Below are 23,017 nucleotides of genomic sequence, written 5' to 3'. Positions count from 1 at the left end.
CCTAATGTCAACTTAACGGCAGGGCGGTCACCTCCCTGCGCGCGAAGGCGCGCGGGGAGGACAGATCGCGCAGCGATCAGGAGGGGGCGACACCGTGTCTAATGCAGAGGGCAGACCTTCCAATTCGGTGTCGCCCCCTCCTGGCGTCCTTCGGCCGCCTGTCCTCCCCATTCGCCTGCGCGAATGGGGAGGTGACGTTACGCGAGCAGCGTTTGGGTCGCCGCCTCGACATCGGGCTGACGCATCAGGCTTTCGCCGACGAGGATGGCTGTAGCACCGGCGCCGGAGACTTCCGCGACGTCGGCCGGACTGAAGATCCCGCTCTCGGCCACCAGCAACGACCCCGCCGGCGACAGCGGCGCAAGCCGGGCCGTGGCGCCCAGATCAACCTCGAAGGTCCGCAACGACCGATTGTTGATCCCGACCAGGTCCCCGCCGAGGTCGGCGGCGCGGGCCATCTCGGCCTCGTCATGGGTCTCGATCAGGGCGTCCATGCTGAACCGGCGCGCCTCGGCCAGAAGTTCGGCCGCCAGGACATCGTCGATCATGGCCAGGATGATCAGGATACAGTCGGCGCCCAGGGCCCGGCTCTCGGCCACCTGCCAGGGATCGACGAGGAAGTCCTTGCGCAGACAGGGCAGGGTGACCGCGGCGCGGGCCTTGATCAGGTAGTCGTCGGCGCCCTGGAAGCTTGGGCCGTCGGTCAGGATCGACAGACAGGCCGCGCCGCCGGCCTCATAGGCTTGAGCGAGCGCGGGCGGATCGAAGTCGGGACGGATCAGGCCCTTGGACGGACTGGCCTTCTTGATTTCGGCGATCAGGGCGGGGCGGCCGGACCCGGCGCGCCGTTCGAGGGCGCTCCGGAAGCCGCGCGGCATCCCGGCGATCAGGGCCAGGGATTCGACCTCGGTCTGAGACCGGGCGGCTTTCCGGACAGCGACGTCCTCGCGCTTGTAGGCGGCGATACGGTCGAGGATGTCGGTCATGCGGGGTCTTCGGTAACGGGCGGCGGCGTCGAGGTGATGCGGGCCAGACCGGCGAGAGCCTCGGCTGCCCTGCCGTCGTCGATGGCCGCGGCAGCGAGGGCGACACCGGATTTCAGGTCGGAGGCCCTGTCTGCGACCACGAGGGCGGCGGCGGCATTGAGCAACACCACGTCGCGGTAGGGGCCGGTCTGACCCGCGAGGAGGGCGGTCAGGGCGGCGGCGTTGGTCTCGGCGTCGCCGCCGCGCAGGGATTCGATGTCGGCGCGCGGCAGGCCTGCGTCCTCGGGCGTGACCTCGAAACGGCGGACGGCGCCGTCCTTCCACTCTGCCACCTCGGTCGGGCCCGTGGTGGTCAGTTCGTCGAGGCCTTGGCCGTGGACGGTCCAGGCGCGGATGGCGCCGAGCCGTCCCAGCACCTCGGCGAGCGGCTCCAGAAGACGCGGATCATAGACGCCCATGACCTGTCGCTTCGCTCCGGCCGGGTTCGACAGCGGGCCCAGCAAGTTAAAGACGGTGCGGAACCCGATCTCCGCCCGGACCGGCCCCACGTGGCGCATGGCCCCGTGGTAGGCGGGGGCGAACAGGAAGGCGATGCCGGCCTCGTCGAGGGCCTGACGCTGCTGTGCGAGACCGGCGGTCAGGTCGACGCCGAGAACGCCGAGCACGTCCGACGATCCGGACTTCGAACTCATGGCCCGGTTGCCGTGCTTGGCGACCTTCAGGCCCGCGCCGGCGAGCACGAGGGCGGCGGCCGTCGAGATGTTGAAGGTGTGGGCCCCGTCGCCGCCCGTGCCGCAGGTGTCGATGACGTCGTAGGGATGGTCGAGCGTTGTGGCGGCGTCGCGCATGGCCTGGGCGAAGGCGGCGATCTCCTCGACCGTCTCGCCTCTGATTCGCAGGGCGGTGACGGCGGCGGCGACCTGGGCCGGGGTCGGCTCGCCGCGCAGGCAGGCGGCGAAGAAGTCGCCGGCCTCGCTTGATGTGAGCGACTGCCCGTCAACCAGCTTCGCTAGCAGCGGTTTGAATCCGTTAGACACCCTAACCCCCGCTCATCCCCGCGAAAGCGGGGACCCAGTTCTTGAGTGAGGCAGGGCGTGCGGGATGGGCGCCGGCGATGGACCTGTGAAAACCGTCGCCCAAAGCACTGGGTCCCCGCTTTCGCGGGGATGAGCGGAAGGGGTGGGTCACTGAATCACACCATAGCCAGACGCTTGACGCCCGCCTGGTCGAGGAAGTTGGCCAGCATTTCGTGGCCGTGTTCGGTGGCGATGGATTCGGGGTGGAACTGGACCCCGTGGATCGGCCGCTCGTGGTGCTGGAAGCCCATGATCTCGCCGTCCTCGGTCCAGGCCGTGACGTTCAGGGTGTTGGGCAGGGTTTCGCGCTGCACCGCCAGCGAGTGATACCGGGTCGCGGTGAAAGGCGAGGGCAGGCCGGCGAACATGCCCTTGCCCTCGTGAATGATCGGCGAGGTCTTGCCGTGCATCAGGGCCTTGGCGCGGATGACGTGGCCGCCCATGGCCTGGCCGATCGCCTGATGGCCGAGGCAGACGCCCAGGATCGGCATGTCCAGCGGCGCGGTGTCGATCAGGGGCAGGCAGATGCCCGCCTGATCGGGGGCGCAGGGGCCGGGCGACAGCAGGATCGCCTCGGGCTTCAGGGCCCAGGCCTCCTCGGTCGTCAGGTCGTCGTTGCGCACGACGTGAGTCTGCGCGCCCAGCTCCGCGAGGTAGTGGACGAGGTTGTAGGTAAAGCTGTCGTAGTTATCGACGACGAGGATCATCCGGCGCTTCTAGAGGCTGTGGATCGCCCCGCCAAGCGGACGCGCACGAACACGGATCGTTAACCCCGGCGGACTGAAATCGGGGCTTCCATCGGAGCCCATGATTCCATGCGCGATACCCAGGTCCAGATCGACGCCGCCCGTGTGGCGCTGGCCGAGCCGGTGGCGCGCAACGGCGTGTCCGGGACACTGGCCGCAGCCTGTCTGGCCGCCTGTGCGGCGGTGCTTCTGGCCGGGGTGATGATCCTGGGGCCGGGCGTCGCGATCGAGGACCCGGCGCCGGCTCAGGACCAGACCTTCTAGATTTCGCCGGCCGTATTGAGCGGCGCGCCCAGTTCGAACCGCCAGGCGTCCTCGGCGGCGCGCATCGGGGCGCGGGCCTTGGCCTCGGTCTCGGCGAACTCGGCGGCCGGATCGCTGTCGGCGACGACGCCGGCGCCCGCCTGGACGAAGACCTGGCCGTCGGCGAACATGGCGGTGCGCAGGACGATGCAGATGTCCGCCTCTCCGCCTGCCGAGATATAGCCGACCCCGCCGCCATAGCCGACGCCGCGCTTCTCGGTCTCCAGTTCGTCGATGATCTCCATGGCCCGGACCTTGGGAGCGCCGGACAGGGTGCCGGCGGGCAGGGCGGCCAGCAGTGTGTCGACCGCATCGAGATCCGGGTGGGCCCGGCCCTCGACATTGGAGACGATGTGCATGACCTGGCTGTAGCGTTCGACAACGAAGCTCTCGGTCACCCTGACCGTGCCGGGCGCGGCGACCCGGCCCACGTCATTGCGGCCCAGGTCCAGCAGCATCAGGTGCTCGGCCAGCTCCTTGGGATCGGCCAGCAGTTCAACTTCCAGTGCCTTGTCGGCCTCGGGTGTCGCCCCGCGCGGGCGGGTGCCGGCCAGAGGCCGGATGGTGACGCCGCCGTCCTTGAGCCGGACGAGGATTTCCGGGCTGGAGCCGGCCAGCTGGAAATCGTCGAAGTTGAGGAAGTACAGATAGGGCGAGGGATTCTGGCGACGCAGGGAGCGGTAGAAGGCGAACGGATCCCCGGACCAGGGTGCGCGGAAGCGGTGGCTGAGGACCACCTGGAAGATGTCTCCGGCGGCGATATAGGATTTGGCCGCCGCGACGAGGTCGCCGTAGCCGTCGGCGTTCACGGGCGAGCGGAAGTCGAGAGGGGCGGTCGGCTCCGCCGCGCCGCGGGCGACCAACGGCCGACGCAGGCGGGCCTCGAAATCGTCCAGCCGGACCTCTGCCGCAGTGACGGCCTGGGCTGGAGAGACGTCGCCGGGCCAGACCGGAGCCATGACGACGATCTCGTGCTTCACCGAATCGAACACGGCCACCAGTGAAGGCCGGGTCAGGACCGCGTCGGGCAGGTCGAGCGGATCGGGGTTCGGCGCGCCCAGCGGCTCGAGCAGGCGGACCATGTCATAGCCGAAGACCCCGAACAGGCCGGCGGCCATCGGCGGCAGGCCCTCGGGCAGGTCGAAGCGGGTCTCGGCGATCAGGGCGCGCAGGCTGTCGAGCGCCCCCCCGGCCTGGGGTGCATAGCGTTTGGCGGCGATGTCCGCGCCACGCGCGATGGAGGCGACACCATCGCGGCAACGCCAGACCACGTCCGGCTCGAGGGTGATGATCGAATAGCGGCCGTTGAGGGCCCCGCCCTCGACCGATTCCAGCAGGAAGGCGTGGGGTCGGCCCCAGCCCACCTTAAGATAGGCCGAGACCGGGGTCTCCAGATCATCGACGATCCGGCGCACGACGACCTGCGGCCGGCCCTGCGTCAGCCCGGCGACGATCTCCGCGCGATCCGGCTCCGTGCCGCCTGGGCTCATTGAGCGGGGGCGGTCGGCGCGGTCGCGCCAGGGGCCGGGGCGGTCACACCGAGCGCCTCGATGGCGCGGGCGGGATCGTTCTCGGCCTTGGAGGCGCGGGCGGCTGCGGCCACGAGGCCTTCGCCGGCCCCGTTGACCAGTTCCTGGGCCATGCGAGCGCGGATCTGGTCGGCGATCGGGGCAGCCAGGACGGCTGCCGGCGCGCGAACCGCATCGACGCGACCCACGACGAAGGCCGTCTCCGACGCCGGGCCGGTGAAGACCTGGCCGCGGCCCTGTCCGAACAGGCCGCCGAGGATGCCGTCGCCGAGCGCACCCTGCGCCTCGGCGTTCTGCTGCACCCCGGCGCGGGTGGTCAGGGTCGCTCCGGCCGAGGCCGCGACCGCCGCGATATCCTCGCCGCCGCGAACACGCGCGGCCAGTTCCTCGGCCTTGTTGGTCAGGCGACGGGCGTTTTCACGGGCGATCCACTGTCGGGCCAGGGGCTCGCGCACATCGGCGAGGGTCGGCAGGGCCGCAGGCTGGATGTCGTCGAGACGCAGGACGAAATACTGGCCCTGGCCGGCGTCGATCACGTCGGACTCGGCGCCTTCCGTGAGGGCATAGGCGTTCTGGGTGATCTGCGGCGGGGCGTTCATCGGCTGGCCGTCCGGCAGGCGACCGTCCTGGGTGAAGGGAGGCAGCTGCACGATGCGGGCACCGACTTCACGCACGGCGTCGGCGAGGGGCTTGCCGTCGGTGCGCGCCTTTTCATAGGCCTCGACGCGGCTGAAGACGCGGCTCTTGGCGTCCTCTTCCTGCAGTTCGGCGACGATGGCTTCGCGGACGCCTTCCAGCGTTGCGGGCGCGCCGGGCGTGACAGAGACCAGCTTGGCGACCGTGAAGCCGACACGGCCCTGGATCGGGGCCGAGACCTGACCGGCGGTCAGGCCGAAGACGGCGGTTCCGACAGCGGGGTCCGGCACGGCGCTTTGCGGTTGGGCCGCGTATTCGGCCGGCTGGATCCGGTTGGCCTCGGCCACGGCGGCCGGAGTCTGGCCCCCGCGCAGGGCGGCGGCGATCCGGTCGGCGGCGGCGCGGTCGCCCACGGTCAGGGTGGTGAAGGTGCGGCGCTCAGGCGTCGACAGGCCGTCCTTGCGGAAGTTGAACCGCTCGACGATGCGGGCCTCCGGGATGGCCGGAGCGGCGGCGCCGGCGGCGTCGTTGAACAGGACCACCGAGGCGATGCGGAACTCGGGGCGACGCAGCTGGGCGGCGTTCTCGTTCATGAAGGCGGTCAGCTGGGCGTCCGTAGGGGCGCCGGCGGCGCCGGCCATAGCCTGGGTCACGTTGAACCAGCGGCCGTCACGCAGCTCCAGGGCACGACCGGCGACCAGGGCGCCGTAGATGCGGGGCGAACGGATACCGGCCTCGACCGCGCTGCCGAAATGTTCGGTGACGGCGGTGTCGCGGAACTCGTCTTCCAGCTGGACCGGGGTGAAGTTCTGTTGCGCCAGGGTCTGTTCGTACTGGGCCTGGTCGAAGGCGCCCGTGACCTGGTTGAAGAAGGCGGGGATTTCGCGAATGCGCTTGATGATCAGGGATTCGTCGGGGCGGATGCCGACGTTGCGCGCCCATTCCAGGAAGCCGAGACGCTGGGTCTGGGCTTCCAGATAGCGGACGTGGACATTGGCGGTGACCAGGTCCTCGGTCGTCAGGGGGCGGCCTTCCTGTTCGGAGGCATTGGTGCGGATCCGCTCGAAATCGGTGCGGAACTGGGCCGCGTCCACCGAGCGTTCGCCGGCCGAGATCACATGCTGGGCGCCGAGGCTCTTGAAGACATCGGTCTGGGAGCCGCCGACGACGGCGAAGCTGATGATCAGCAGGACGAACAGGGCGGCAGCCCACTTGGACTTGGCGAAGTCGCGGAAGACGGAAATCATCGAAAGGGCCTGACGGTCGGACGGCGAAGAGCGCCACCGCGCCGTATAGGGGAGGGGGCCGTCACCCCGCAAGCGCGAGTCGCCTCAGGCTTGGCATCCCGAGAGACGGCGCCTGGGCCTTGATCGGCTGAGGGGAGATCGCTTCGCGATCTCTCTGATGTCGTGAATCAAGGCCCGGCTTTAAACTCTTGAGCCTGATCCGACCGGAAAACCGCTTCACACTTTTCCGGATCAGGCTCTAGACAGGGCGGATGAAACAATCCGTGAAGTTGATCGTCGGCAATTGGAAGATGAACGGCCTGGCCGCCGATCTGGCGGACGCCGTCGCCGGGATGCTGGCTGACCTGAAGGCGCGCCCGGCCGCTGCGCGCGTGGGTCTGTGCCCGCCGGCGACCCTGATCGAACGGATGGCTCGCGCCGTCGATGGCGGCCCGATCGCGATCGGAGGCCAGGACTGCCGGGTCGAGATCAAGGGGGCCTTCACCGGCGGGGTCTCGGCGGAAATGCTGGTCGATGCGGGGGCGACGATGGTCATCCTCGGCCATTCGGAACGGCGTCAGGAGTTCGGCGAGTCGGACGCGCTCGTCTCGGACAAGGTCGGGGCCGCCCTGCGGGCAGGACTGATGCCCATCATCTGCGTCGGCGAGACCCTCGCGCAGCGGGAGGCCGGAGAGGCCGCAACGATTGTGCGCGGTCAGATCCTCGGCTCCTTGAACGACCAACTGGCGGGTCAGGACTGGGCCCTGGCCTATGAGCCGGTCTGGGCCATCGGCACGGGGCTGACGCCGACGCTGGACCAGATCGCCGAAATCCACGCCGCCGCGCGCGGCGCGATGATCGAAAGACTGGGGGACGGCGGCCGCGCGGCGCCGATTCTGTACGGCGGTTCGGTGAATCCAGGGAACGCTCGCGACATTCTGGCCGTGGACGAGGTGGGCGGGGCCCTGGTCGGCGGGGCGTCATTGAAGGCTGTCGACTTCCTGGCGATCATTCGCGCCGCCTGACCGGCCGGCGTTGCCCGTGCGTCACAAGAATGATAGACGCCGCCGCTTGATCGGCGGTCGTCCGCCACACATGTAAGTCCCCATGCTCCAGACCATTCTTCTCGTCGCCATGATCATCATCTCGATCGCCCTGTCCGGGGTGATCCTGCTGCAGCGCTCCGAGGGCGGCGCCCTGGGCATGGGCGGCGGGCCTTCGGGCTTCATGACCGCGCGCGGCGCGGGCAATCTTCTGACCACCACCACCTGGTGGCTGGGCGGCCTGTTCGTCGTCTGCGCCATCAGCCTGACCATCGTCGGCAATATGGAACGCGCCAGCCGTTCGGTCGTGGACGCCGACGCCGTCGGCTCCATCGCGCTCGATACGGCTCCGGCCGCCGCCCAGCAGACCGCTCCGGCGGAAACGGCTCCGGCCGCGCCTGCCGCGCCGTCGCTCGACGACCTGGAAGCCAGCCTGCCGACGGCCGGCCCCGCCCCGGCCCCCGCGCCGGCGCAGTAGGGTGAGGGCGGAGCCCCTCCGCCGCACCTGCCGCCACCAACACCTCCGCTCCGGACCGGCTCCGGGGCGGAGTTTTGTTTTCAACAGCGGATCGCATCGCGGTCCGCGACTTTTCAGCAAGACGGATCGCGGTGCGGTCCTTCGGCGCCCGAATCAGGGCTAAGGTGATGCCCCGTGGCTAGATATGTATTCATCACGGGCGGCGTGGTTTCCTCGCTGGGCAAGGGGCTGGCGTCGGCGGCCCTCGGCGCATTGCTTCAGGCGCGCGGCTACAAGGTCCGCCTGCGCAAGCTCGACCCCTATCTGAACGTCGATCCGGGCACGATGAGCCCCTACCAGCACGGCGAGGTCTTCGTGACCGACGACGGGGCCGAGACCGACCTCGACCTCGGCCACTACGAGCGGTTCACCGGCGTCTCGGCGGCCCGGTCCGACAACATAACCACCGGCCGGATCTATTCGACCATCCTCGAGAAGGAGCGCCGCGGCGACTATCTGGGCGCCACGGTCCAGGTGATCCCGCACGTCACCGACCAGATCAAATCCTTCTGCCTGACGCCCGCCGTGACGGACGAGGGCGAGGACGTCGATTTCGTCCTGGTCGAGATCGGCGGCACGGTCGGCGACATCGAGGGCCTGCCCTTCTTCGAAGCCATCCGTCAGCTGGGTCAGGACCTGCCGCGCGGGCAGTCCTGCTTCGTCCACCTGACCCTGCTGCCCTTCATCAAGACCGCCGGCGAGATGAAGACCAAGCCGACCCAGCACTCGGTCAAGGAGCTGCGCTCCATCGGCATCCAGCCGGACATCCTGTTGTGCCGCTGCGAATTCCCGATCCCCGAGGACGAGAAGCGCAAGATCGGCCTGTTCTGCAACGTCCGGCCCTCCGGCGTCATCCAGGCGATGGATTCCGAAGACATCTATGCAGTGCCGCTCGACTATCACCGCGAGGGGCTGGACGCCGAGGTCCTGGCCCATTTCGGCATCACCGATGCACCCGCCCCCGACATGAGCGGCTGGAACGAGATCGTGCGTCGCCGCCTGCAGCCGGACGGCGAGGTCACGGTCGCCGTGGTCGGCAAATACACGGTGCTCAAGGACGCCTATAAATCCCTGATCGAGGCTCTGCATCACGGCGGGGTGGCCAACCAGGTCAAGGTCAATATCGACTGGGTCGAGGCCGACACCTTCGAGGGCGACCGTCAGGCCTGCGAGGACCGGCTTCAGGGGGCGCATGCCGTTCTGGTGCCCGGCGGCTTCGGCGAGCGCGGGGCCGAGGGCAAGATCGAGGCGGCCCGCTTCGCCCGCGAGCGCAACATCCCCTATTTCGGCATCTGTTTCGGCATGCAGATGGCCGTCATCGAGGCGGCCCGGAACCAGGCCGGCTATCCCAGGGCCTCCTCCACCGAGTTCGGCCCGACCGAGGAGCCGGTCGTCGGCCTGATGACCGAATGGACCCAGGGCAACCAGAGGGTCCTGCGTCAGCAGGGCGGCGATCTGGGCGGGACCATGCGTCTGGGCGCCTATGATTCCACATTGGCCCCGGGTTCGAGGATCGCCGAGATCTACGGCACGACCGCCATCAGCGAGCGGCACCGTCACCGCTACGAGGTCAACATCAACTATCGCGACGCGATCGAGGACAAGGGCCTGATCTTCGCCGGCCTGTCGCCCGACGGCGTCCTGCCCGAGACGGTTGAGCGCAACGACCACCCCTGGTTCATAGGCGTCCAGTACCACCCCGAACTGAAGAGCCGCCCGTTCAAGCCCCACCCGCTGTTCGCGAGCTTCATCGAGGCGGCGGTGGTGCAGAGCCGGCTGGTCTGAGGGTCGGTCCGGCGCTCCCGAGGTCTTGAGTTGGAGCGCTGGCGGACAGGGTGGGATTCGAACCCACGGTAGGCTTCCACCTACGGCGGTTTTCAAGACCGCTGCCTTAAACCACTCGGCCACCTGTCCGGCTGGAGAGGGGGCATAGCAGGGCATTTCCCGTTAACCAAAACGGAAATCGGTTCGGCGATGATTTCGTCATGTCGATGCCGCCCGTCCTTCTCCGCCGCGCCGCCCGGGTCGCGGTCGTCGCCGCCGTGACGGCCCTGCTGGCGGCCTGCGCCAGTGCGGGGGCGTCGTCGGGCGGTCTGTCCGGTCCCGTGCGCAGCGGACCCCGTCTGGCCGAGGCCGCGCCTGTGGTGACCGATCCGGCGCCGATCGTGTCGGGGACCATGCGGCGCTATCAGATCCGCGGTCGCTGGTATCAGCCGGAGGAACAGCCGGACTATGACGTCGTCGGCCTGGCCTCCTGGTACGGCGACCAGTTCAACGGGCGGCCCACGGCGACCGGCGAACGGTTCGACATGCAGGCCCTGACCGCCGCCCACAAGACATTGCCCCTGCCGGGACTGGTGGAGGTGACAAACCTGGCCAACGGGCGGCGCGTGGTCCTGAGGGTCAATGATCGCGGCCCCTTCGTCGACGACCGGATCATCGACCTGTCGCGCGGCGCGGCCGAGGCTCTGGACCTGTTGAACCGGGGCGTCGGGGAGGTGAGGGTCCGCTATCTGGGCCGCGCCCCGCGTCTGGGCGGCGGGACCGTGTTGCAGGTCGCCGAGGCGGCGCCCCCGCCTCCGGTCGCGCCGCCCGTGGACGCCGGCCAGAGGTACTGGATCGAGGTCGCCGCCTATCGCGACCAGCCCCGGGCCCAGACCGTCGCGGAGCGAATCGGTCGCTCTGCCCGCGTCCAGGCCGCGACCGACCAGAGCATGTTCCGCGTCCTCATGGGGCCGTGGAACGACGCCGACGCCGCCGAACGGGCCCGCCGGACGGTCATGGCCGACGGATTCGCCGACGCCCTGTTGATATCGGCGCCCTGAACCGACTGCGCCCTTGGCCCCGTCGCTCCGGATCGCCATTGTGCGCCGGTGACCCGAGGACAATTCATAACGCTTGAGGGCGGGGAGGGGACCGGCAAGTCCACCCAGGCCGCCAGACTGGTCGCCCGGCTGGCCGCGCGCGGCCTCGACGTCGTGCACACGCGCGAACCCGGCGGCTCGCCCGGCGCCGAGGAGATCCGTCACATCGCCCTGAACGGCGACGCCGGCCGCTGGTCGCCCCTGACCGAGACCCTTTTGATGTTCGCATCGCGCAGCGACCATCTGGAAAAGACCATCCGCCCGGCGCTGGAGGCCGGTCGCTGGGTCGTCTGCGACCGGTTCGCCGATTCCAGCCGCGCCTATCAGGGGGCCGGCGGGGGGGCTCCGGCCGACCTCATCGAGACCCTGGACGGCGCCATCGTCGGTGACGACCAGCCCGACCTGACCCTGATCTTCGACCTTCCGGTCGAGGTGGGTCTGGAGCGGGCCCTGGCCCGGGGCGCGGCGGAGACGCGGTTCGAGTCCAAGGGGCTGGCCTTCCATCGCCGCCTGCGCGACGGCTTCCTGTCCGTGGCGGCCCAGCACACCGAGCGCTGCCGGATCATCGACGCCACCGGCGAACCGGATGCGGTGTCCGAACGCGTCTGGCGCGCCATCGAGCCGATCCTGCCGTGAGCGAGCATCCGCGCGACCGTTTCGACCTGCTCCCGTCGCCGGATGCCGAGCTCGCCTTCCTCGACGCCCTGGATCGCGGCCGGCTGCACCACGCCTGGCTGATCTGCGGTCCCGAGGGACTGGGCAAGGCGACCTTCGCCTATCGCGCCGCGCGGCGTCTGCTGGGCGCGGCGCCGGATCCCTCGCGCGGACCTCTGGGCGCGCGACCCTCCGATCCGGTCAGCCAGCTGGTCACGGCCCAGTCCCACCCCGACCTGCTGGTGCTGGAACGGCTCGTCGAGGGCGGAAAGATGAAGAAGTCGATCTCCGTCGATCAGGCGCGCGACCTGCCGGACTTCTTCTCCAAGAGCCCATCCCGGGCCGACTACCGCGTCGCCATCATCGACGCGGCCGACGATCTGAATCTTAATGCCGCCAATGCCTTGCTGAAGGTTCTGGAGGAGCCACCTGAGCGTGGGGTCCTGTTCCTCGTGACCCATGCGCCGGGCCGGTTGCTGGCCACGATCCGCTCGCGCTGTCGTCGCCTGACCTTCCAGCCCTGGACCCAGGCGGCTGTGACGGCCCTGCTGGAGCGGCAGACGGAACTCGACGGTGACGAGGCCGAACGGATCGCCGGCATGGCGCGCGGGTCGCCCGGCGCGGCCCTGTCCCTGGCCACGACGGCCAATCTCGAACTCGACCGGCTGGCGCGGCGCTGGGTCGACGAGGGTCCGGTGGATCGTGCCGAGGCTCTGTCCCTCGCCGACGGGTTCCGGGGCGCGGAGGGTCAGGCGCGGTTCGAGGCTCTGCTCGATCGGCTCGCCGCCGCCGTCAAGGCGCGGTCCCTGGCGCAGGGCGGGCAGGGGGCCGCCTGGGCCGATCTGTGGACCCGGTTGACCGAGGCCCCCGAGCGGGCGGCGGCGATCAATCTGGACAAGGGCGACCTGCTGGCCGGGGCGCTGGCGGACCTTGCGCGCGTGAAACGGATGGCCGGCTGATGCTGATCGACAGCCATGTGAACCTGCACGCCGTCCAGTTCGACGAGGATCGCGACGCCGTAATCGCCCGCGCCCGCGAGGCCGGGGTTCAGATGATGGTCGAGATCTCCGACAAGCTGTCGACCTTCGAGGCGACCCACGCCCTGGCCATGGCGCATCCGGACATCTGGTGCACGGTCGGTGCCCATCCGCATGAGGCCAAGGACCATACGGCGATGACCGCCGACGACCTGATCGTCCTGGCACAGCGGCCGCGCGTGGTCGGCATCGGCGAATGCGGTCTCGACTTCCACTACGACCTGAGCCCGCGCGAGGTTCAGGCCGAGGTCTTCAGAACCCACATCAAGGCGGCCCAGGCCACAGGCCTGCCGCTGGTGGTGCACACCCGGGAGGCGGACGCCGAAATGGCCGCCATCCTGCGCGAAGGACAGGCGAAGGCGCCGTCCCGGTTCCTCATGCATTGCTACACCAGCGGCGCAGAACTGGCGGAACAGGCGGCAGAAATGGGAGCCTGGTTCTCGGTCTCCGGCATCGCCACCTTCAAGGCGGCCGAGGACGTGCGCGAGGTGATCCGGGCCATGCCCGCCGACCGGATCATCGTCGAGACCGACTGCCCCTATCTGGCGCCCGTACCGCACAGGGGGCGTCGCAACGAGCCGGCCTATGTCGGTCATGTGCTCCAGGCCCTGGCCGACATCCGCGGCTGGAGCCGGGAGGAGGCGGAGGCGAAGACGACGGACGCCTTCTTCGCCCTGTTCGACAGGATCCCGCGCCCGTGACCGATCAGCTGGAGATCACCCTCCTGGGCAGCGGGTCGTCCGGCGGGGTGCCGCGCGGCGACGGCGACTGGGGGGCCTGCGATCCGGCCGAGCCGAAGAACCGCCGCAGCCGCTGTTCGGCCCTGGTCCGGCGGCGCGGCCCGGACGGCGACACGACCGTCCTGATCGACACCTCTCCAGACCTTCGCGAGCAGATGTTGAGAGCGGATGTGAAGTCCGTGGATGCGGTCCTGTACACCCACGACCACGCCGACCAGACCCACGGTATCGACGATCTGCGCGTCTTCGCCATTCGCGGCCGCCGGCGGATTCCGGCCTGGATGGACGTCGCCACGCGCGACGCGCTCGTGCCGCGCTTTCCCTATATCTTCGAGAGCCATCTCGGTTATCCGGCCATCCTCGCGCTCAATGAGATTCCGTCCCATGGCGCGCCCTGGTCCGTGGACGGTCCCGGCGGCGCGGTTCCGGTCGTGACCTTTGATCAGGGCCACGGGCCGATCCGGTCGGTCGGGTACCGCATCGGGCCTGTGGCGTACTCCAGCGACATCGACGCCCTGGACGACGCGGCGTTCGAGGCGATGGCCGGTTGCAGCCTCTGGATCGTCGACGCCTTGCGCTGGACGACACATCCGACCCACAGCCACGTCGACCGGACCCTGGACTGGATCGCCCGCAGCGGCGTCGAGCGCGCCGTGCTGACGAACCTCCATATCGATCTGGATTACAACGCCTTGTCGGCGCTTCTTCCGGCCAATGTCGAGGTGGGATTTGACGGCTGGAGCGCCACAACGGCGTTCTGAGCCCATCTCCAATTTCGCATAATATATCTTAGGCGCAAACTGTATCCATGTCCGACGTCCTGCCTCTCGCCACCCTGTCGCCGGTTTCCAGGGACTGGACGGCCCATGCCGTGCGGCGCATCGAGGCCGACTACAACCGGTCAGCCGACACCCACCTGATCCCCGTCGATCTGCCCGCCCTGGCCGACATCGCCCTCTACCTCAAGGACGAGTCCAGCCACCCGACCGGCAGCCTCAAGCACCGGCTGGCCCGGTCCCTGTTCCTCTATGCGCTCTGCAACGGCTGGATCGGCGAAGGCATGACGATCATCGAGGCCTCCAGCGGCTCGACGGCGGTGTCTGAGGCCTATTTCGCCCGGATGCTGAAACTGCCCTTCATCGCCGTCGTCCCGCGTTCGACCGCGCCGGAAAAGATCCAGGCGATCGAGTTCTACGGCGGCCGTTGCCATTTCGTGGACCGTCCCGGCGACGCCTATGCGGCCTCCGAACAGCTCGCCCGGGACCTCGGCGGCCACTACATGGACCAGTTCACCTATGCCGAGCGGGCCACGGACTGGCGCGGCAACAACAATATCGCCGAGAGCATCTTCGCCCAGATGTCGCGCGAACCCTGTCCCATCCCGCGCTGGGTGGTCTGCGGCGCGGGCACCGGCGGCACCTCCGCCACCATCGGCCGGTTCGCCCGCTACAATCTGCATGAGACCCGGGTCTGCGTCGCGGATCCCGAGGCCTCGGTCTTCCACCGCCACTGGGCCGATCCGGCGGTTCAGACGACGTCTGAAGTCCCGTCACGGATCGAGGGCATCGGCCGCGCCCGGGTCGAGCCCTCCTTCATCCCCGGCGTGGTCGACCGGATGATCGCCGTGCCCGACGTCGCCTCGATCGCAGCGGCCCGGGTGCTGAGCCGCCGTCTGGGCCGACGGGTCGGCGGATCGACCGGCACCAACCTGTGGGCCTGCGCCCTGCTCGCCTCCGAGATGGCCGATGCCGGTGAGCGCGGCTCGATCGTCTCCATCCTGTGTGACCACGGTGACCGCTATGGCTCGACCTGTTTCAACGACGACTGGCTGGCGGCCCAGGGCTTTGACGTCGACCCCTGGGAGCGCAGAATGGACGCCTTCTTCGCGGATGGGCGGCTACCCGGCTGATTGAAGTCGGGCCCCCTGCCCTCTGATCCTGTTCATATTTCTTACGGAGCCACCATGGCCGGTCTCAAGGACAAACGCGGCTTCATCGACAAGGACCGTCTGGACCTGTCCGAGCGTCAGGCCGTCGAATACTGGATGAAGCGCTGGGGCGTGACCCGCGACCAGATCACCGCCGCCCACAGGAAGGCCGGCCGCATGGTCAAGGACATCGCGGCGGAGCTGGGGAAGAAGCGCTGAGCTTAATCCTCGACCGGACCGTAGATATCGAATCCCAACCGAAGGCCCCGGCTTCCGATCATAGCCAGCGTGTCGGGTTCTAAATCCAAGCCTTCGTTCGAGGATTCCATGAACAGGCCGCAGAAAAGATCCCCGTCATAGCGCGCACTGAGATCAGCCCAGACTTCGAGATTTTCGGTCAGGCCGTAAAACAGCTCGCGAATCTGGCCGTCCAGATCGCCGGGCTCTCGGTCGCCGACGGACAGCCGCCAAGAGCCCGCCTTCGACACGCGACCGCTGGGCCAGACATGTCCTTTAAGTTCGGTCTTCGTAGGCTCGGCACCGATCAGCGCCGTCACTTTCGCGGGATCGAGATCGTCGCCATAGAAGCGAAGCGTCAGAACTGTACGTCCGATGCCCGCCATCTACAGATGGATCGTCCGCCCGTAGGCGTCCAGCGCCGCCTCGTGCATGGCTTCCGACATGGTCGGGTGTGGATAGACGATGCCGTGGATGTCTTCCTCGGTCGCTTCCATGGTGATGGCGGTGACATAGCCCTGGATCATCTCGGTGACCTCGTGGCCGATCATATGGGCGCCGATCAGGGCCCCGGTCTTCGCATCGAAGATGACCTTGACGAAGCCGTCGACCTCGCCCGCCGCCACGGCCTTGCCATTCACCCGGAACGGGAAGCGGCCGATCCTGACCTCGCGCTTCGCCTCGCGCGCGCCCTGCTCCGTGATCCCGACCGAGGCCACCTGGGGCTGGGCATAGGTGCAGCCGGCGATCGGCGAATGGACGTTCGGGGTCTTGTAGCCGGCGATATACTCGGCCGCGTGGATGCCTTCGTGGCTGGCTTTGTGCGCCAGCCAGGGCGCGCCGGCGCAATCGCCGATGGCGTAGAGCCCCTTCACATTCGTCGCGCAGTGGCCGTCGATGGTGATGTGGCCGCGGTCCATGTTGACGCCCAGCGCCTCCAGACCGATGCCGTCGGTGTTGGCGGTGATGCCGACCGCCGAGATACAGACCTCGGCCTCGAGCGTTTCGGCCTTGCCGTCCTTCTCGATGGCGACCTGGACCCCCTTCCCGGCCCGGGACACCTTCGTGACCTTGCAGCCGAGACGGAACTTGATGCCGCGCTTCTCGAACGACTTCTGGGCGGCCTTGGAGACCTCCTCGTCCTCGACGGGCATGATGCGATCGACCGCTTCCACCACGGTCACTTCAGCGCCCAGAGCCCTGTAGAAACTGCCGAATTCGATGCCGATGGCACCGGAGCCGATGACGATGATGGAGGCCGGCATCGTCCTGGGGGCCAGGGCCTCGCGGTAGGCCCAGATCCGGTCGCCGTCGGCCTCCAGGCCGATCTGGGGGATGGCCCTGGCGCGGGCACCGACGGCCAGAATAACCGCCTTGGCCTCGACCGTGCGCGAACCGCCGGCCTTCAGGGCGATGACCACTTTCGGGGCGGCGGCGCCCTTCTCGAGCTTGGCCGAGCCCTCGATGACCTCGATCTTGTTCTTCTTCATCAGGAAGGCGACGCCCTTGTTCATCGTCGCCGCCACGCCGCGCGAGCGCTGGATGATGGCGTCGAAGTCGAAGGTCGCGCCCGAGGCGGACAGGCCGTACTCCTTCAGATGGGACAGGCTCTCGAACTTCTCACCCGACTTGAGCAGGGCCTTGGTCGGGATACAGCCCCAGTTCAGGCAGATGCCGCCCAGGCTCTCGCGCTCGACGATGGCGACCTTCTGGCCCAGCTGACTGGCGCGGATCGCGGCCACATAGCCCCCGGGGCCCGAACCAATGACGATGAGATCGAAGTCGGCCAAGTCGAAGCCTCCGCTGCAAGATCATGGGGTTGTAGCGGCCTGCGCCCCCGGCTGAAAGCTTGGCGGTCCCGCTCGTAACCAGCCGTGACCGGCTGATCCCGTCGGGGCCGGTCCTTGCATGCCGGTCTGACGGCGCCGGTTTCGGTCAGCCGCGCGACACCCTGACCATCACGAGGCGGCGGCCGTCGTTGGCGCGGGCAGGTCCTCTGCCCGGGCGGTCAGGACCCCGCTGGCCACCGTGCACAGGATGGCGAGCAGGAAGGCCCAGTGCTGAAGACCCCGCCAGAAGCCGACGCTCAAGGGCGCCACGCTGTACCGACCCAGATCGATGAGCGGCAAACGGTGGCTGAGGATGTCCGCGCCCTCCGTCTCCCTCGGCAGGTGCAGGATCAGGCGGGCGCCCGCGACGCCGGCGACCACGAGGAAGCCGAGGGCGGCCAGCAGGGCCGTGCGGGCCGGGTCGCCGACGTCGATGGTGGTGCTGACCTTGTCGAGGCCCACCGCCCCGATGACGATCGAGCCCACGCTCAGCGTCGTGCTGTGCAGAAACTGGGCGGATCTCTCAAGCCTGTCGGCGTCCATCGGCGGCCCCTCCCCGGCGCGAAGGTGCGCCACCTCGCCGACCGGCGCAATCGGTCGGGTCAGAGGACCTTGTCGATTTCGGGGGCGATCTCGGCCGGCTCGATCCGGGGCGCGAAACGGGCGACCACCCTTCCCTCGCGGTCGGTCAGGAACTTCGTGAAGTTCCACTTCACGTCGCGTATGCCGAGGAATCCGCGCCTCTGCCGGGTCAGCCAGTCGTAGAGCGGATGCCGGTTCGGGCCATTCACCTCGATCTTGTCGAACATCGGAAAGTTGACGTCGAAGGTCGAGCTGCAGAAGGAGGCGATCTCCGCCGCCCGGCCCGGCTCCTGGGCGCCGAACTGGTTGCACGGAAAGCCCAGCACCTCGAAGGGTCGGTCAGAGTACTGGCGATGCAGGGCCTCCAGCCCGGCGTACTGGCCGGTGAACCCGCATTTCGACGCGGTGTTGACGATCAGCAGGGCCTGGCCCCGGAACCGGCCCAGCGGGACCTCGGTCCCGTCGATCCCGATTGCGGTGAAGTCATAGACCGAGCCGGTCATCGCCTTAGGCCAGCATGGTCACAGGGTCTTCGATCAGGGGCTTGAACGCCTGCAGGAAGCGGGCGCCGGTCGCGCCGTCAACCACGCGGTGATCGCAGGTGACGGTGACCGTCATCACGGTCGCCACGGTCAGTTGGCCGTTCTTCACCACCGGACGCTGCTCGCCGGCGCCCACGCTCATGATGGCGCCCTGGGGCTCGTTGATGATCGAGGAGAACTGCTTGATGCCGAACATGCCCAGGTTGGAGACCGAGAAGGTGCCGCCCTGGAACTCTTCCGGCTTCAGCTTGCGCTCGCGCGCCCGTTTGGCCAGATCCTTCGACTCTACAGCGATCTGCGACAGGGTCTTGGTTTCGGCCTTGAAGATGATCGGGGTGATCAGGCCGCCGTCGATCGCCACCGCCATGGCCACGTCGGCGTTGTGGTGCAGGGCGATGCCTTCCGGGGAATAGCTGGCGTTGGCTTCCGGCACGGCCTTCAGGGCCATAGCGGCGGCCTTGATGACGAAGTCGTTGACCGAGACCTTCACTCCCGATTTCTCGAGCATGGCGTTGACCTTGGCGCGCGCGGCCAGCAAGGCGTCGATCTCGACGTCAATGGTCAGGGGGAAGTGCGGCACGTTCTGGATCGAGCCGACCATGCGGCGGGCGATCGCCTTGCGCATGCCGTCCAGGGGAACGAGGTCGTAGCTGCCGTCCGGGATGCCCATCTCGGCGAGCGACTGGACCTTGCGGGCCTCAATGCCCGAAGCCGCGGTCGCGGGCGCAGCGGCCGGGCGGGCGCCGCCCTTGCCGGCGGCCTCCACGTCGGACTTCACGATACGGCCATGCGGGCCGGAGCCCTTCAGGGTCGACAGGTCGAGGCCGGCGTCCTTCGCCAGACGACGCGCCAGGGGCGAGGCGAAGACGCGTTCGCCGGATTTCGCGACAGGGGCAGCGGCGGGCGCCGGTGCGGCGGCCCCGGGAGCCTCGGCAGGAGCGGCTGCTGCCGCAGCCTTCGGAGCCTCGGCCGGGGCCGGTGAAGCGGTCTTGGGCGCGGGCGCGGCCGCGCCGCCCTCGTCCGCCAGACGCGCGATCGGCGTATTGACCTTCACGCCCTCGGTCCCTTCGGCCACGAGGATGTCCGTGATCGTGCCTTCGTCGACGGCCTCGACCTCCATCGTGGCCTTGTCTGTCTCGATCTCGGCGATCACATCGCCGGCCTTGACGATGTCACCGGCCTTTACGTGCCATTTGGCCAGAACGCCCTCCTCCATCGTGGGCGACAGGGCGGGCATCAGGATGTCGGTCATGCTTCGCTCTTGGTCTCGGCGACGGTTTGATAGCCGGGGCCGGCCAGGGCCGCTTCCAGCCCGGACAGCACCTGACGATAGGTCTCGTCCTCATCCAGCCCCTTGGCCGCATGATAGACATAGGCGATGTTCCGGGCCGCGATGGCCAGAAGGCCTCCATAGGCCCGGGGGTCCTGGAAGGCCGGCTTGATCGCCATCACGGGTTCGCCGCGCGACCACCAGCAGCGCAGCATCTCGACCGCATCGAGATCGGAGGCGACGCTGTCCGGGACGGTCAGCTGGAACTCGGACGGCTCGTTGCTCACGCCATCACCGCCTTCACGGCTGCGACGATCTTGTCCACGCCCGGAAGCGACAGGACCTCCAGATTGGCGGCATAGGGCAGAGGCACGTCTTCCTGGTGAACCCGCATCGGCGGGGCATCCAGATAGTCGAAGGCATGTTCGATGACGCGGGCCACGACCTCGGCGCCGACGCCCATCGGACCCCAGCCTTCCTCGGCCGAGACCAGACGGCTGGTCTTCTTGACGCTGGCGACGATGGTCTCGTGGTCCAGCGGACGCAGGGTGCGGAGATCGACCACCTCGCAGGAGATGCCCTCGGCCTCCAGCTGTTCGGCGGCCTGCAGGGCGAAGCCGACCATGCGGGCGTGGGCCGTGATGGTCACGTCCGTGCCCTCGCGGCGGACCTTGGCCTTGCCGATCGGGACGATCCAGTCCTCGACGTCCGGCACATCGAACTCGATGCCGTACATCATCTCGTGTTCGAGGAAGACGACCGGGTTCGGATCGCGGATGGCGGCTTTCAGCAGGCCCTTGGCGTCGGCGGAGTCATAGGGCGCGACGACTTTCAGGCCGGGCACCTGGGCGTACCAGGCGGAATAGTCCTGGCTGTGCTGGGCGCCGACGCGGCTGGCGGCGCCGTTCGGGCCGCGGAACACGATGGGGGCCCGGATCTGGCCGCCCGACATATAGAGGGTCTTGGCCGCCGAGTTGATGATGTGGTCGATCGCCTGCATGGCGAAGTTGAACGTCATGAACTCGACAATGGGGCGCAGGCCCGACATCGCGGCGCCGACGCCCAGACCGGCGAAACCGTGCTCGGTGATCGGGGTGTCGACCACGCGGCGGTCGCCGAACTCCTGCAGCAGTTCGCGGCTGACCTTGTAGGCGCCCTGGTACTGGGCGACTTCCTCGCCGATCAGGAAGACGTTGTCATCCCGGCGCATTTCCTCAGCCATGGCGTCGCGCAGGGCGTCGCGGACGGTCGTCTTGACCAGTCTGGCGTCGGCCGGGATTTCCGGATCACGCAGCTCGGCCTTCGGGGCGGCTGCGGGAGCGGCTGCCTTCTCGGGTTCGCCGGGGGCATCGGCGACGGGCGCCGCAGCCGCAGGCTCGGCTTTCGGCGCGGGCGCAGCCGCCCCGGCCTCACCGGCCATCCGGGCGATCGGCGTGTTGACCTTAACGCCCTCGGCGCCCTCGGCCACCAGGATCTCGGCGATCTCGCCCTCGTCGACGGCCTCGACCTCCATCGTGGCCTTGTCGGTCTCGATCTCGGCGATCACATCGCCCGCCTTGACCGTGTCGCCCGCCTTCACGTGCCACTTGGTCAGATTGCCCTCTTCCATCGTGGGCGACAGCGCCGGCATCAGAATGTCGGTCACTGGGCGTTCTCCAAGACGGGGGTCTCCACATAGACGTCGGTATAGAGTTCGGATGGATCGGGCTCAGGGCTTTCCTGGGCGAACTGGACCGCCTCGGCGACGATCTGCTTGATCTCGGCGTCGATGGCCTTCAGCTCGTCCTCGGTGGCCTTGGCCTGTTCGAGCAGCATCTTCACGTGGTCGATCGGGTCGCGGGTCTTCTTGACCTCGTCGACCTCGTCCTTGGACCGGTATTTGGCCGGGTCCGACATCGAGTGACCGCGATAGCGATAGGTCTTCACCTCGAGGATGAAGGGGCCGCCGCCTTCGCGGGCCCGCTTCACGGCGCGCTCGACCGCGTCCTTGACCGCCAGCACGTCCATGCCGTCGACCTGTTCGCCCGGGATGCCGAAGCTGGAGCCGCGCATATAGAGCTCGGTCGTCGAGGACGAGCGCTCGATGCTCGTGCCCATGGCGTACTGGTTGTTCTCGATGATGTAGATGGCCGGCAGCTTCCACAGCTGGGCCATGTTGAAGCTCTCGTAGACCTGGCCCTGGTTCGAGGCGCCGTCGCCGAAATAGATGAAGGCGACCGAGTCATCGCCGCGGTACTTGCCGGCGAAGGCCAGACCCGTGCCGAGGGCCACCTGGGCGCCGACGATGCCGTGACCGCCGTAGAAGCCGGTCGGCACGTCGAACATGTGCATCGACCCGCCCTTGCCCTTGGACGACCCGCCCGAGCGACCGGTCAGTTCGGCCATGACCTCTTTCGGGTCCATGCCGGCGGCCAGCATATGGCCGTGGTCACGGTAGCCGGTGATGATCTTGTCATGGCCCTGTTTGACGCTCTCCTGAACGCCGACGGCCACGGCCTCCTGGCCGATGTACAGATGGCAGAATCCGCCGATCAGACCCATGCCGTACAGCTGGCCTGCCCGCTCCTCGAAGCGGCGGATCAGGACCATCTCGCGATAGTACCGAAGCAGGTCCTCCTTGGACGCCGTCGGCGCGTTTGGAATCTTGGCGGACCCTTTGGAATCCGTGGTCTTCTGGGCGGCTCTCGCCATCCGGCATCTCCCGGTGGAGCCCATGGCGAAACGCGCCGTGCGGGCCTCTTGTCGTTACGGAAAGCGGCTGTAGCAGCCTTCGTTCCCCAAAGGCAAAGCACGCAACCCGGGCTGTAACAAGAGTTCAGGAGAGGGTTGCGCTCGCGGCGACGGGCGCGACGGCGACCGTGCGGATCACATAGTCGCGCGGATCGCTGAAACCGAGCACGGCGCGGGCCCGCTCTTCCAGCAGGTCGCGCGACAGGCTGCCGGTGCGCAGGTAGTGGACACGCACCTCGAGGTCCGCCCGCTGTTCGGTCAGGGAGGTGAGTTGCGCCTCGCGCTGGGCCAGCCGCGCATCGCGGGCAGCGCCGCTGAGCAGGCCCCGTTCTCCTGTCAGCGCCTGAACGCCCAGATAGACGACAAGCAGAAACAGGAAGGCAGACAGCGAATAGGGCTTCATCCGTTCGGGCATCACGAACGCTCCTTCTGAGCGTGAACACAGTTGATCCTGTGTGACCGAAAATGCCTAACAAACCCTAGCTTTGCCGTAGAACTACGTAGTTTTACGGCGAAGGCGGACGCCGTTGACGCCCGCCCCTG

General features: G+C 68.3%; 25 protein-coding genes and 1 tRNA gene. 11 read left to right on the top strand and 15 right to left on the bottom strand.

Features of this window, described 5'->3' with window-relative positions; all coding sequences use genetic code 11:
- Positions 1-197: 197 nt before the first annotated feature.
- From trpC to Q0044_RS14140, 3 genes are all read right to left on the bottom strand, one after another.
- On the bottom strand, positions 198-986 hold the full coding sequence (gene trpC / locus Q0044_RS14150; RefSeq protein WP_298163102.1) for an indole-3-glycerol phosphate synthase TrpC: 789 nt from the start codon (positions 984-986) through the stop codon (positions 198-200).
- The gene (gene trpD / locus Q0044_RS14145) at positions 983-2,023 is read right to left on the bottom strand and encodes an anthranilate phosphoribosyltransferase (protein WP_298163101.1); all 1,041 of its coding nucleotides are present in this window, start codon (positions 2,021-2,023) and stop codon (positions 983-985) included. The genes trpC and trpD overlap by 4 nt, the downstream gene beginning before the upstream one ends.
- 155 nt (positions 2,024-2,178) lie before the next feature.
- Entirely contained in the window at positions 2,179-2,769 is a 591-nt protein-coding gene (locus tag Q0044_RS14140; RefSeq protein ID WP_298163100.1) for an anthranilate synthase component II, read from the bottom strand.
- Between the two features lie 108 nt (positions 2,770-2,877).
- On the opposite strand from Q0044_RS14140, the gene Q0044_RS14135 reads away from it, so the two are divergent.
- Entirely contained in the window at positions 2,878-3,072 is a 195-nt protein-coding gene (locus Q0044_RS14135; RefSeq protein WP_298163098.1) for a peptidoglycan-binding protein, read from the top strand.
- Here Q0044_RS14135 and trpE read toward each other — a convergent pair.
- Both trpE and Q0044_RS14125 read right to left on the bottom strand, forming a co-directional pair.
- Entirely contained in the window at positions 3,069-4,601 is a 1,533-nt protein-coding gene (trpE, locus tag Q0044_RS14130) for an anthranilate synthase component I (protein WP_298163097.1), read from the bottom strand. The genes Q0044_RS14135 and trpE overlap by 4 nt on opposite strands.
- Positions 4,598-6,523, bottom strand: a complete 1,926-nt coding sequence (locus Q0044_RS14125) for a peptidylprolyl isomerase (RefSeq protein ID WP_298163095.1) — start codon at positions 6,521-6,523, stop codon at positions 4,598-4,600. The genes trpE and Q0044_RS14125 overlap by 4 nt, the downstream gene beginning before the upstream one ends.
- 251 nt (positions 6,524-6,774) lie before the next feature.
- On the opposite strand from Q0044_RS14125, the gene tpiA reads away from it, so the two are divergent.
- The 3 genes from tpiA (at position 6,775) to pyrG (ending at position 9,847) form a co-directional block, all read left to right on the top strand.
- Positions 6,775-7,527 carry a triose-phosphate isomerase gene (gene tpiA, locus Q0044_RS14120; protein ID WP_298163093.1) on the top strand — a complete coding sequence of 251 codons (753 nt, stop codon included), beginning with the start codon at positions 6,775-6,777 and terminating at the stop codon, positions 7,525-7,527.
- 82 nt (positions 7,528-7,609) lie between these two features.
- The gene (gene secG / locus Q0044_RS14115) at positions 7,610-8,023 is read left to right on the top strand and encodes a preprotein translocase subunit SecG (protein ID WP_298163092.1); all 414 of its coding nucleotides are present in this window, start codon (positions 7,610-7,612) and stop codon (positions 8,021-8,023) included.
- A gap of 174 nt (positions 8,024-8,197) precedes the next feature.
- Positions 8,198-9,847, top strand: coding sequence for a CTP synthase (gene pyrG, locus Q0044_RS14110; protein ID WP_298163091.1), 1,650 nt, complete (start codon positions 8,198-8,200; stop codon positions 9,845-9,847).
- A gap of 39 nt (positions 9,848-9,886) precedes the next feature.
- Here pyrG and Q0044_RS14105 read toward each other — a convergent pair.
- Positions 9,887-9,976 (bottom strand) — tRNA-Ser (locus Q0044_RS14105).
- 71 nt (positions 9,977-10,047) lie between these two features.
- On the opposite strand from Q0044_RS14105, the gene Q0044_RS14100 reads away from it, so the two are divergent.
- From Q0044_RS14100 to Q0044_RS14070, 7 genes are read left to right on the top strand one after another with little or no spacing between them, the layout of a single operon-like run.
- On the top strand, positions 10,048-10,887 hold the full coding sequence (locus Q0044_RS14100; RefSeq protein WP_366941128.1) for a septal ring lytic transglycosylase RlpA family protein: 840 nt from the start codon (positions 10,048-10,050) through the stop codon (positions 10,885-10,887).
- A gap of 48 nt (positions 10,888-10,935) precedes the next feature.
- Positions 10,936-11,562: a dTMP kinase gene (tmk, locus tag Q0044_RS14095; protein WP_298163089.1), complete on the top strand. Its 627-nt coding sequence runs from the start codon at positions 10,936-10,938 to the stop codon at positions 11,560-11,562.
- Positions 11,559-12,539: a DNA polymerase III subunit delta' gene (locus tag Q0044_RS14090; protein ID WP_298163088.1), complete on the top strand. Its 981-nt coding sequence runs from the start codon at positions 11,559-11,561 to the stop codon at positions 12,537-12,539. Before tmk ends, Q0044_RS14090 begins: the two co-directional genes overlap by 4 nt.
- Complete coding sequence (locus Q0044_RS14085; protein WP_298163087.1) at positions 12,539-13,318, top strand: TatD family hydrolase; 780 nt, start codon at positions 12,539-12,541, stop codon at positions 13,316-13,318. Before Q0044_RS14090 ends, Q0044_RS14085 begins: the two co-directional genes overlap by 1 nt.
- Positions 13,315-14,118, top strand: coding sequence for an MBL fold metallo-hydrolase (locus Q0044_RS14080; protein WP_298163086.1), 804 nt, complete (start codon positions 13,315-13,317; stop codon positions 14,116-14,118). Before Q0044_RS14085 ends, Q0044_RS14080 begins: the two co-directional genes overlap by 4 nt.
- 47 nt (positions 14,119-14,165) lie before the next feature.
- Positions 14,166-15,266: a PLP-dependent cysteine synthase family protein gene (locus tag Q0044_RS14075; RefSeq protein WP_298163085.1), complete on the top strand. Its 1,101-nt coding sequence runs from the start codon at positions 14,166-14,168 to the stop codon at positions 15,264-15,266.
- 54 nt (positions 15,267-15,320) lie between these two features.
- The gene (locus Q0044_RS14070) at positions 15,321-15,503 is read left to right on the top strand and encodes a DUF3606 domain-containing protein (protein WP_013269402.1); all 183 of its coding nucleotides are present in this window, start codon (positions 15,321-15,323) and stop codon (positions 15,501-15,503) included.
- Positions 15,504-15,505: 2 nt separating this feature from the next.
- Here the strand turns inward: Q0044_RS14070 and Q0044_RS14065 are convergent, their stop codons facing one another.
- The 9 genes from Q0044_RS14065 to Q0044_RS14025 all read right to left on the bottom strand — a co-directional run bounded on the left by Q0044_RS14065 (position 15,506) and on the right by Q0044_RS14025 (position 22,889).
- Positions 15,506-15,907 (bottom strand): DUF4279 domain-containing protein, encoded by a 402-nt coding sequence (locus Q0044_RS14065; protein ID WP_298163083.1) that lies wholly within the window; start codon positions 15,905-15,907, stop codon positions 15,506-15,508.
- Positions 15,908-17,311: a dihydrolipoyl dehydrogenase gene (gene lpdA / locus Q0044_RS14060; RefSeq protein WP_298163082.1), complete on the bottom strand. Its 1,404-nt coding sequence runs from the start codon at positions 17,309-17,311 to the stop codon at positions 15,908-15,910. It lies immediately after the preceding gene.
- 168 nt (positions 17,312-17,479) lie between these two features.
- Positions 17,480-17,893 carry a hypothetical protein gene (locus Q0044_RS14055; RefSeq protein ID WP_298163081.1) on the bottom strand — a complete coding sequence of 138 codons (414 nt, stop codon included), beginning with the start codon at positions 17,891-17,893 and terminating at the stop codon, positions 17,480-17,482.
- A gap of 59 nt (positions 17,894-17,952) precedes the next feature.
- The gene (locus Q0044_RS14050) at positions 17,953-18,435 is read right to left on the bottom strand and encodes a glutathione peroxidase (RefSeq protein WP_298163080.1); all 483 of its coding nucleotides are present in this window, start codon (positions 18,433-18,435) and stop codon (positions 17,953-17,955) included.
- A 4-nt stretch (positions 18,436-18,439) separates the two neighbouring features.
- The gene (locus tag Q0044_RS14045) at positions 18,440-19,726 is read right to left on the bottom strand and encodes a pyruvate dehydrogenase complex dihydrolipoamide acetyltransferase (RefSeq protein WP_298163078.1); all 1,287 of its coding nucleotides are present in this window, start codon (positions 19,724-19,726) and stop codon (positions 18,440-18,442) included.
- Positions 19,723-20,031, bottom strand: a complete 309-nt coding sequence (locus Q0044_RS14040; protein ID WP_298163077.1) for a DUF5076 domain-containing protein — start codon at positions 20,029-20,031, stop codon at positions 19,723-19,725. Before Q0044_RS14040 ends, Q0044_RS14045 begins: the two co-directional genes overlap by 4 nt.
- Positions 20,028-21,389, bottom strand: a complete 1,362-nt coding sequence (locus Q0044_RS14035; RefSeq protein WP_298163076.1) for a pyruvate dehydrogenase complex E1 component subunit beta — start codon at positions 21,387-21,389, stop codon at positions 20,028-20,030. Before Q0044_RS14035 ends, Q0044_RS14040 begins: the two co-directional genes overlap by 4 nt.
- Positions 21,386-22,435: a pyruvate dehydrogenase (acetyl-transferring) E1 component subunit alpha gene (gene pdhA, locus Q0044_RS14030; RefSeq protein ID WP_298163075.1), complete on the bottom strand. Its 1,050-nt coding sequence runs from the start codon at positions 22,433-22,435 to the stop codon at positions 21,386-21,388. Before pdhA ends, Q0044_RS14035 begins: the two co-directional genes overlap by 4 nt.
- A gap of 124 nt (positions 22,436-22,559) precedes the next feature.
- Positions 22,560-22,889: an FtsB family cell division protein gene (locus Q0044_RS14025; RefSeq protein ID WP_298163073.1), complete on the bottom strand. Its 330-nt coding sequence runs from the start codon at positions 22,887-22,889 to the stop codon at positions 22,560-22,562.
- Between the last annotated feature and the right edge of the window lie 128 nt (positions 22,890-23,017).

Origin of the sequence: Brevundimonas sp. (assembly GCF_027484365.1) — a bacterium.
In the GTDB taxonomy this organism is placed as follows: Bacteria; Pseudomonadota; Alphaproteobacteria; order Caulobacterales; family Caulobacteraceae; genus Brevundimonas.
Note: the sequence above shows the minus strand (reverse complement) of the source record. Positions and strands in the feature narration are given on the sequence as shown.

Bases quoted from the DNA above. Each gene is read 5' to 3' on its own strand.
- Q0044_RS14065 (WP_298163083.1), bottom strand. From the start codon at position 15,907: ATGGCGGGCATCGGACGTACAGTTCTGACGCTTCGCTTCTATGGCGAC.
- Q0044_RS14055 (WP_298163081.1), bottom strand. From the start codon at position 17,893: ATGGACGCCGACAGGCTTGAGAGATCCGCCCAGTTTCTGCACAGCACG.
- tpiA (WP_298163093.1), top strand. From the start codon at position 6,775: ATGAAACAATCCGTGAAGTTGATCGTCGGCAATTGGAAGATGAACGGC.
- Q0044_RS14050 (WP_298163080.1), bottom strand. From the start codon at position 18,435: ATGACCGGCTCGGTCTATGACTTCACCGCAATCGGGATCGACGGGACC.
- trpE (WP_298163097.1), bottom strand. From the start codon at position 4,601: ATGAGCCCAGGCGGCACGGAGCCGGATCGCGCGGAGATCGTCGCCGGG.
- Q0044_RS14100 (WP_366941128.1), top strand. From the start codon at position 10,048: ATGTCGATGCCGCCCGTCCTTCTCCGCCGCGCCGCCCGGGTCGCGGTC.
- pdhA (WP_298163075.1), bottom strand. From the start codon at position 22,435: ATGGCGAGAGCCGCCCAGAAGACCACGGATTCCAAAGGGTCCGCCAAG.
- Q0044_RS14140 (WP_298163100.1), bottom strand. From the start codon at position 2,769: ATGATCCTCGTCGTCGATAACTACGACAGCTTTACCTACAACCTCGTC.
- Q0044_RS14075 (WP_298163085.1), top strand. From the start codon at position 14,166: ATGTCCGACGTCCTGCCTCTCGCCACCCTGTCGCCGGTTTCCAGGGAC.
- Q0044_RS14070 (WP_013269402.1), top strand. From the start codon at position 15,321: ATGGCCGGTCTCAAGGACAAACGCGGCTTCATCGACAAGGACCGTCTG.
- Q0044_RS14045 (WP_298163078.1), bottom strand. From the start codon at position 19,726: ATGACCGACATCCTGATGCCCGCCCTGTCGCCCACGATGGAGGAGGGC.
- secG (WP_298163092.1), top strand. From the start codon at position 7,610: ATGCTCCAGACCATTCTTCTCGTCGCCATGATCATCATCTCGATCGCC.
- Q0044_RS14125 (WP_298163095.1), bottom strand. From the start codon at position 6,523: ATGATTTCCGTCTTCCGCGACTTCGCCAAGTCCAAGTGGGCTGCCGCC.
- Q0044_RS14135 (WP_298163098.1), top strand. From the start codon at position 2,878: ATGCGCGATACCCAGGTCCAGATCGACGCCGCCCGTGTGGCGCTGGCC.
- Q0044_RS14085 (WP_298163087.1), top strand. From the start codon at position 12,539: ATGCTGATCGACAGCCATGTGAACCTGCACGCCGTCCAGTTCGACGAG.
- Q0044_RS14025 (WP_298163073.1), bottom strand. From the start codon at position 22,889: ATGCCCGAACGGATGAAGCCCTATTCGCTGTCTGCCTTCCTGTTTCTG.
- trpC (WP_298163102.1), bottom strand. From the start codon at position 986: ATGACCGACATCCTCGACCGTATCGCCGCCTACAAGCGCGAGGACGTC.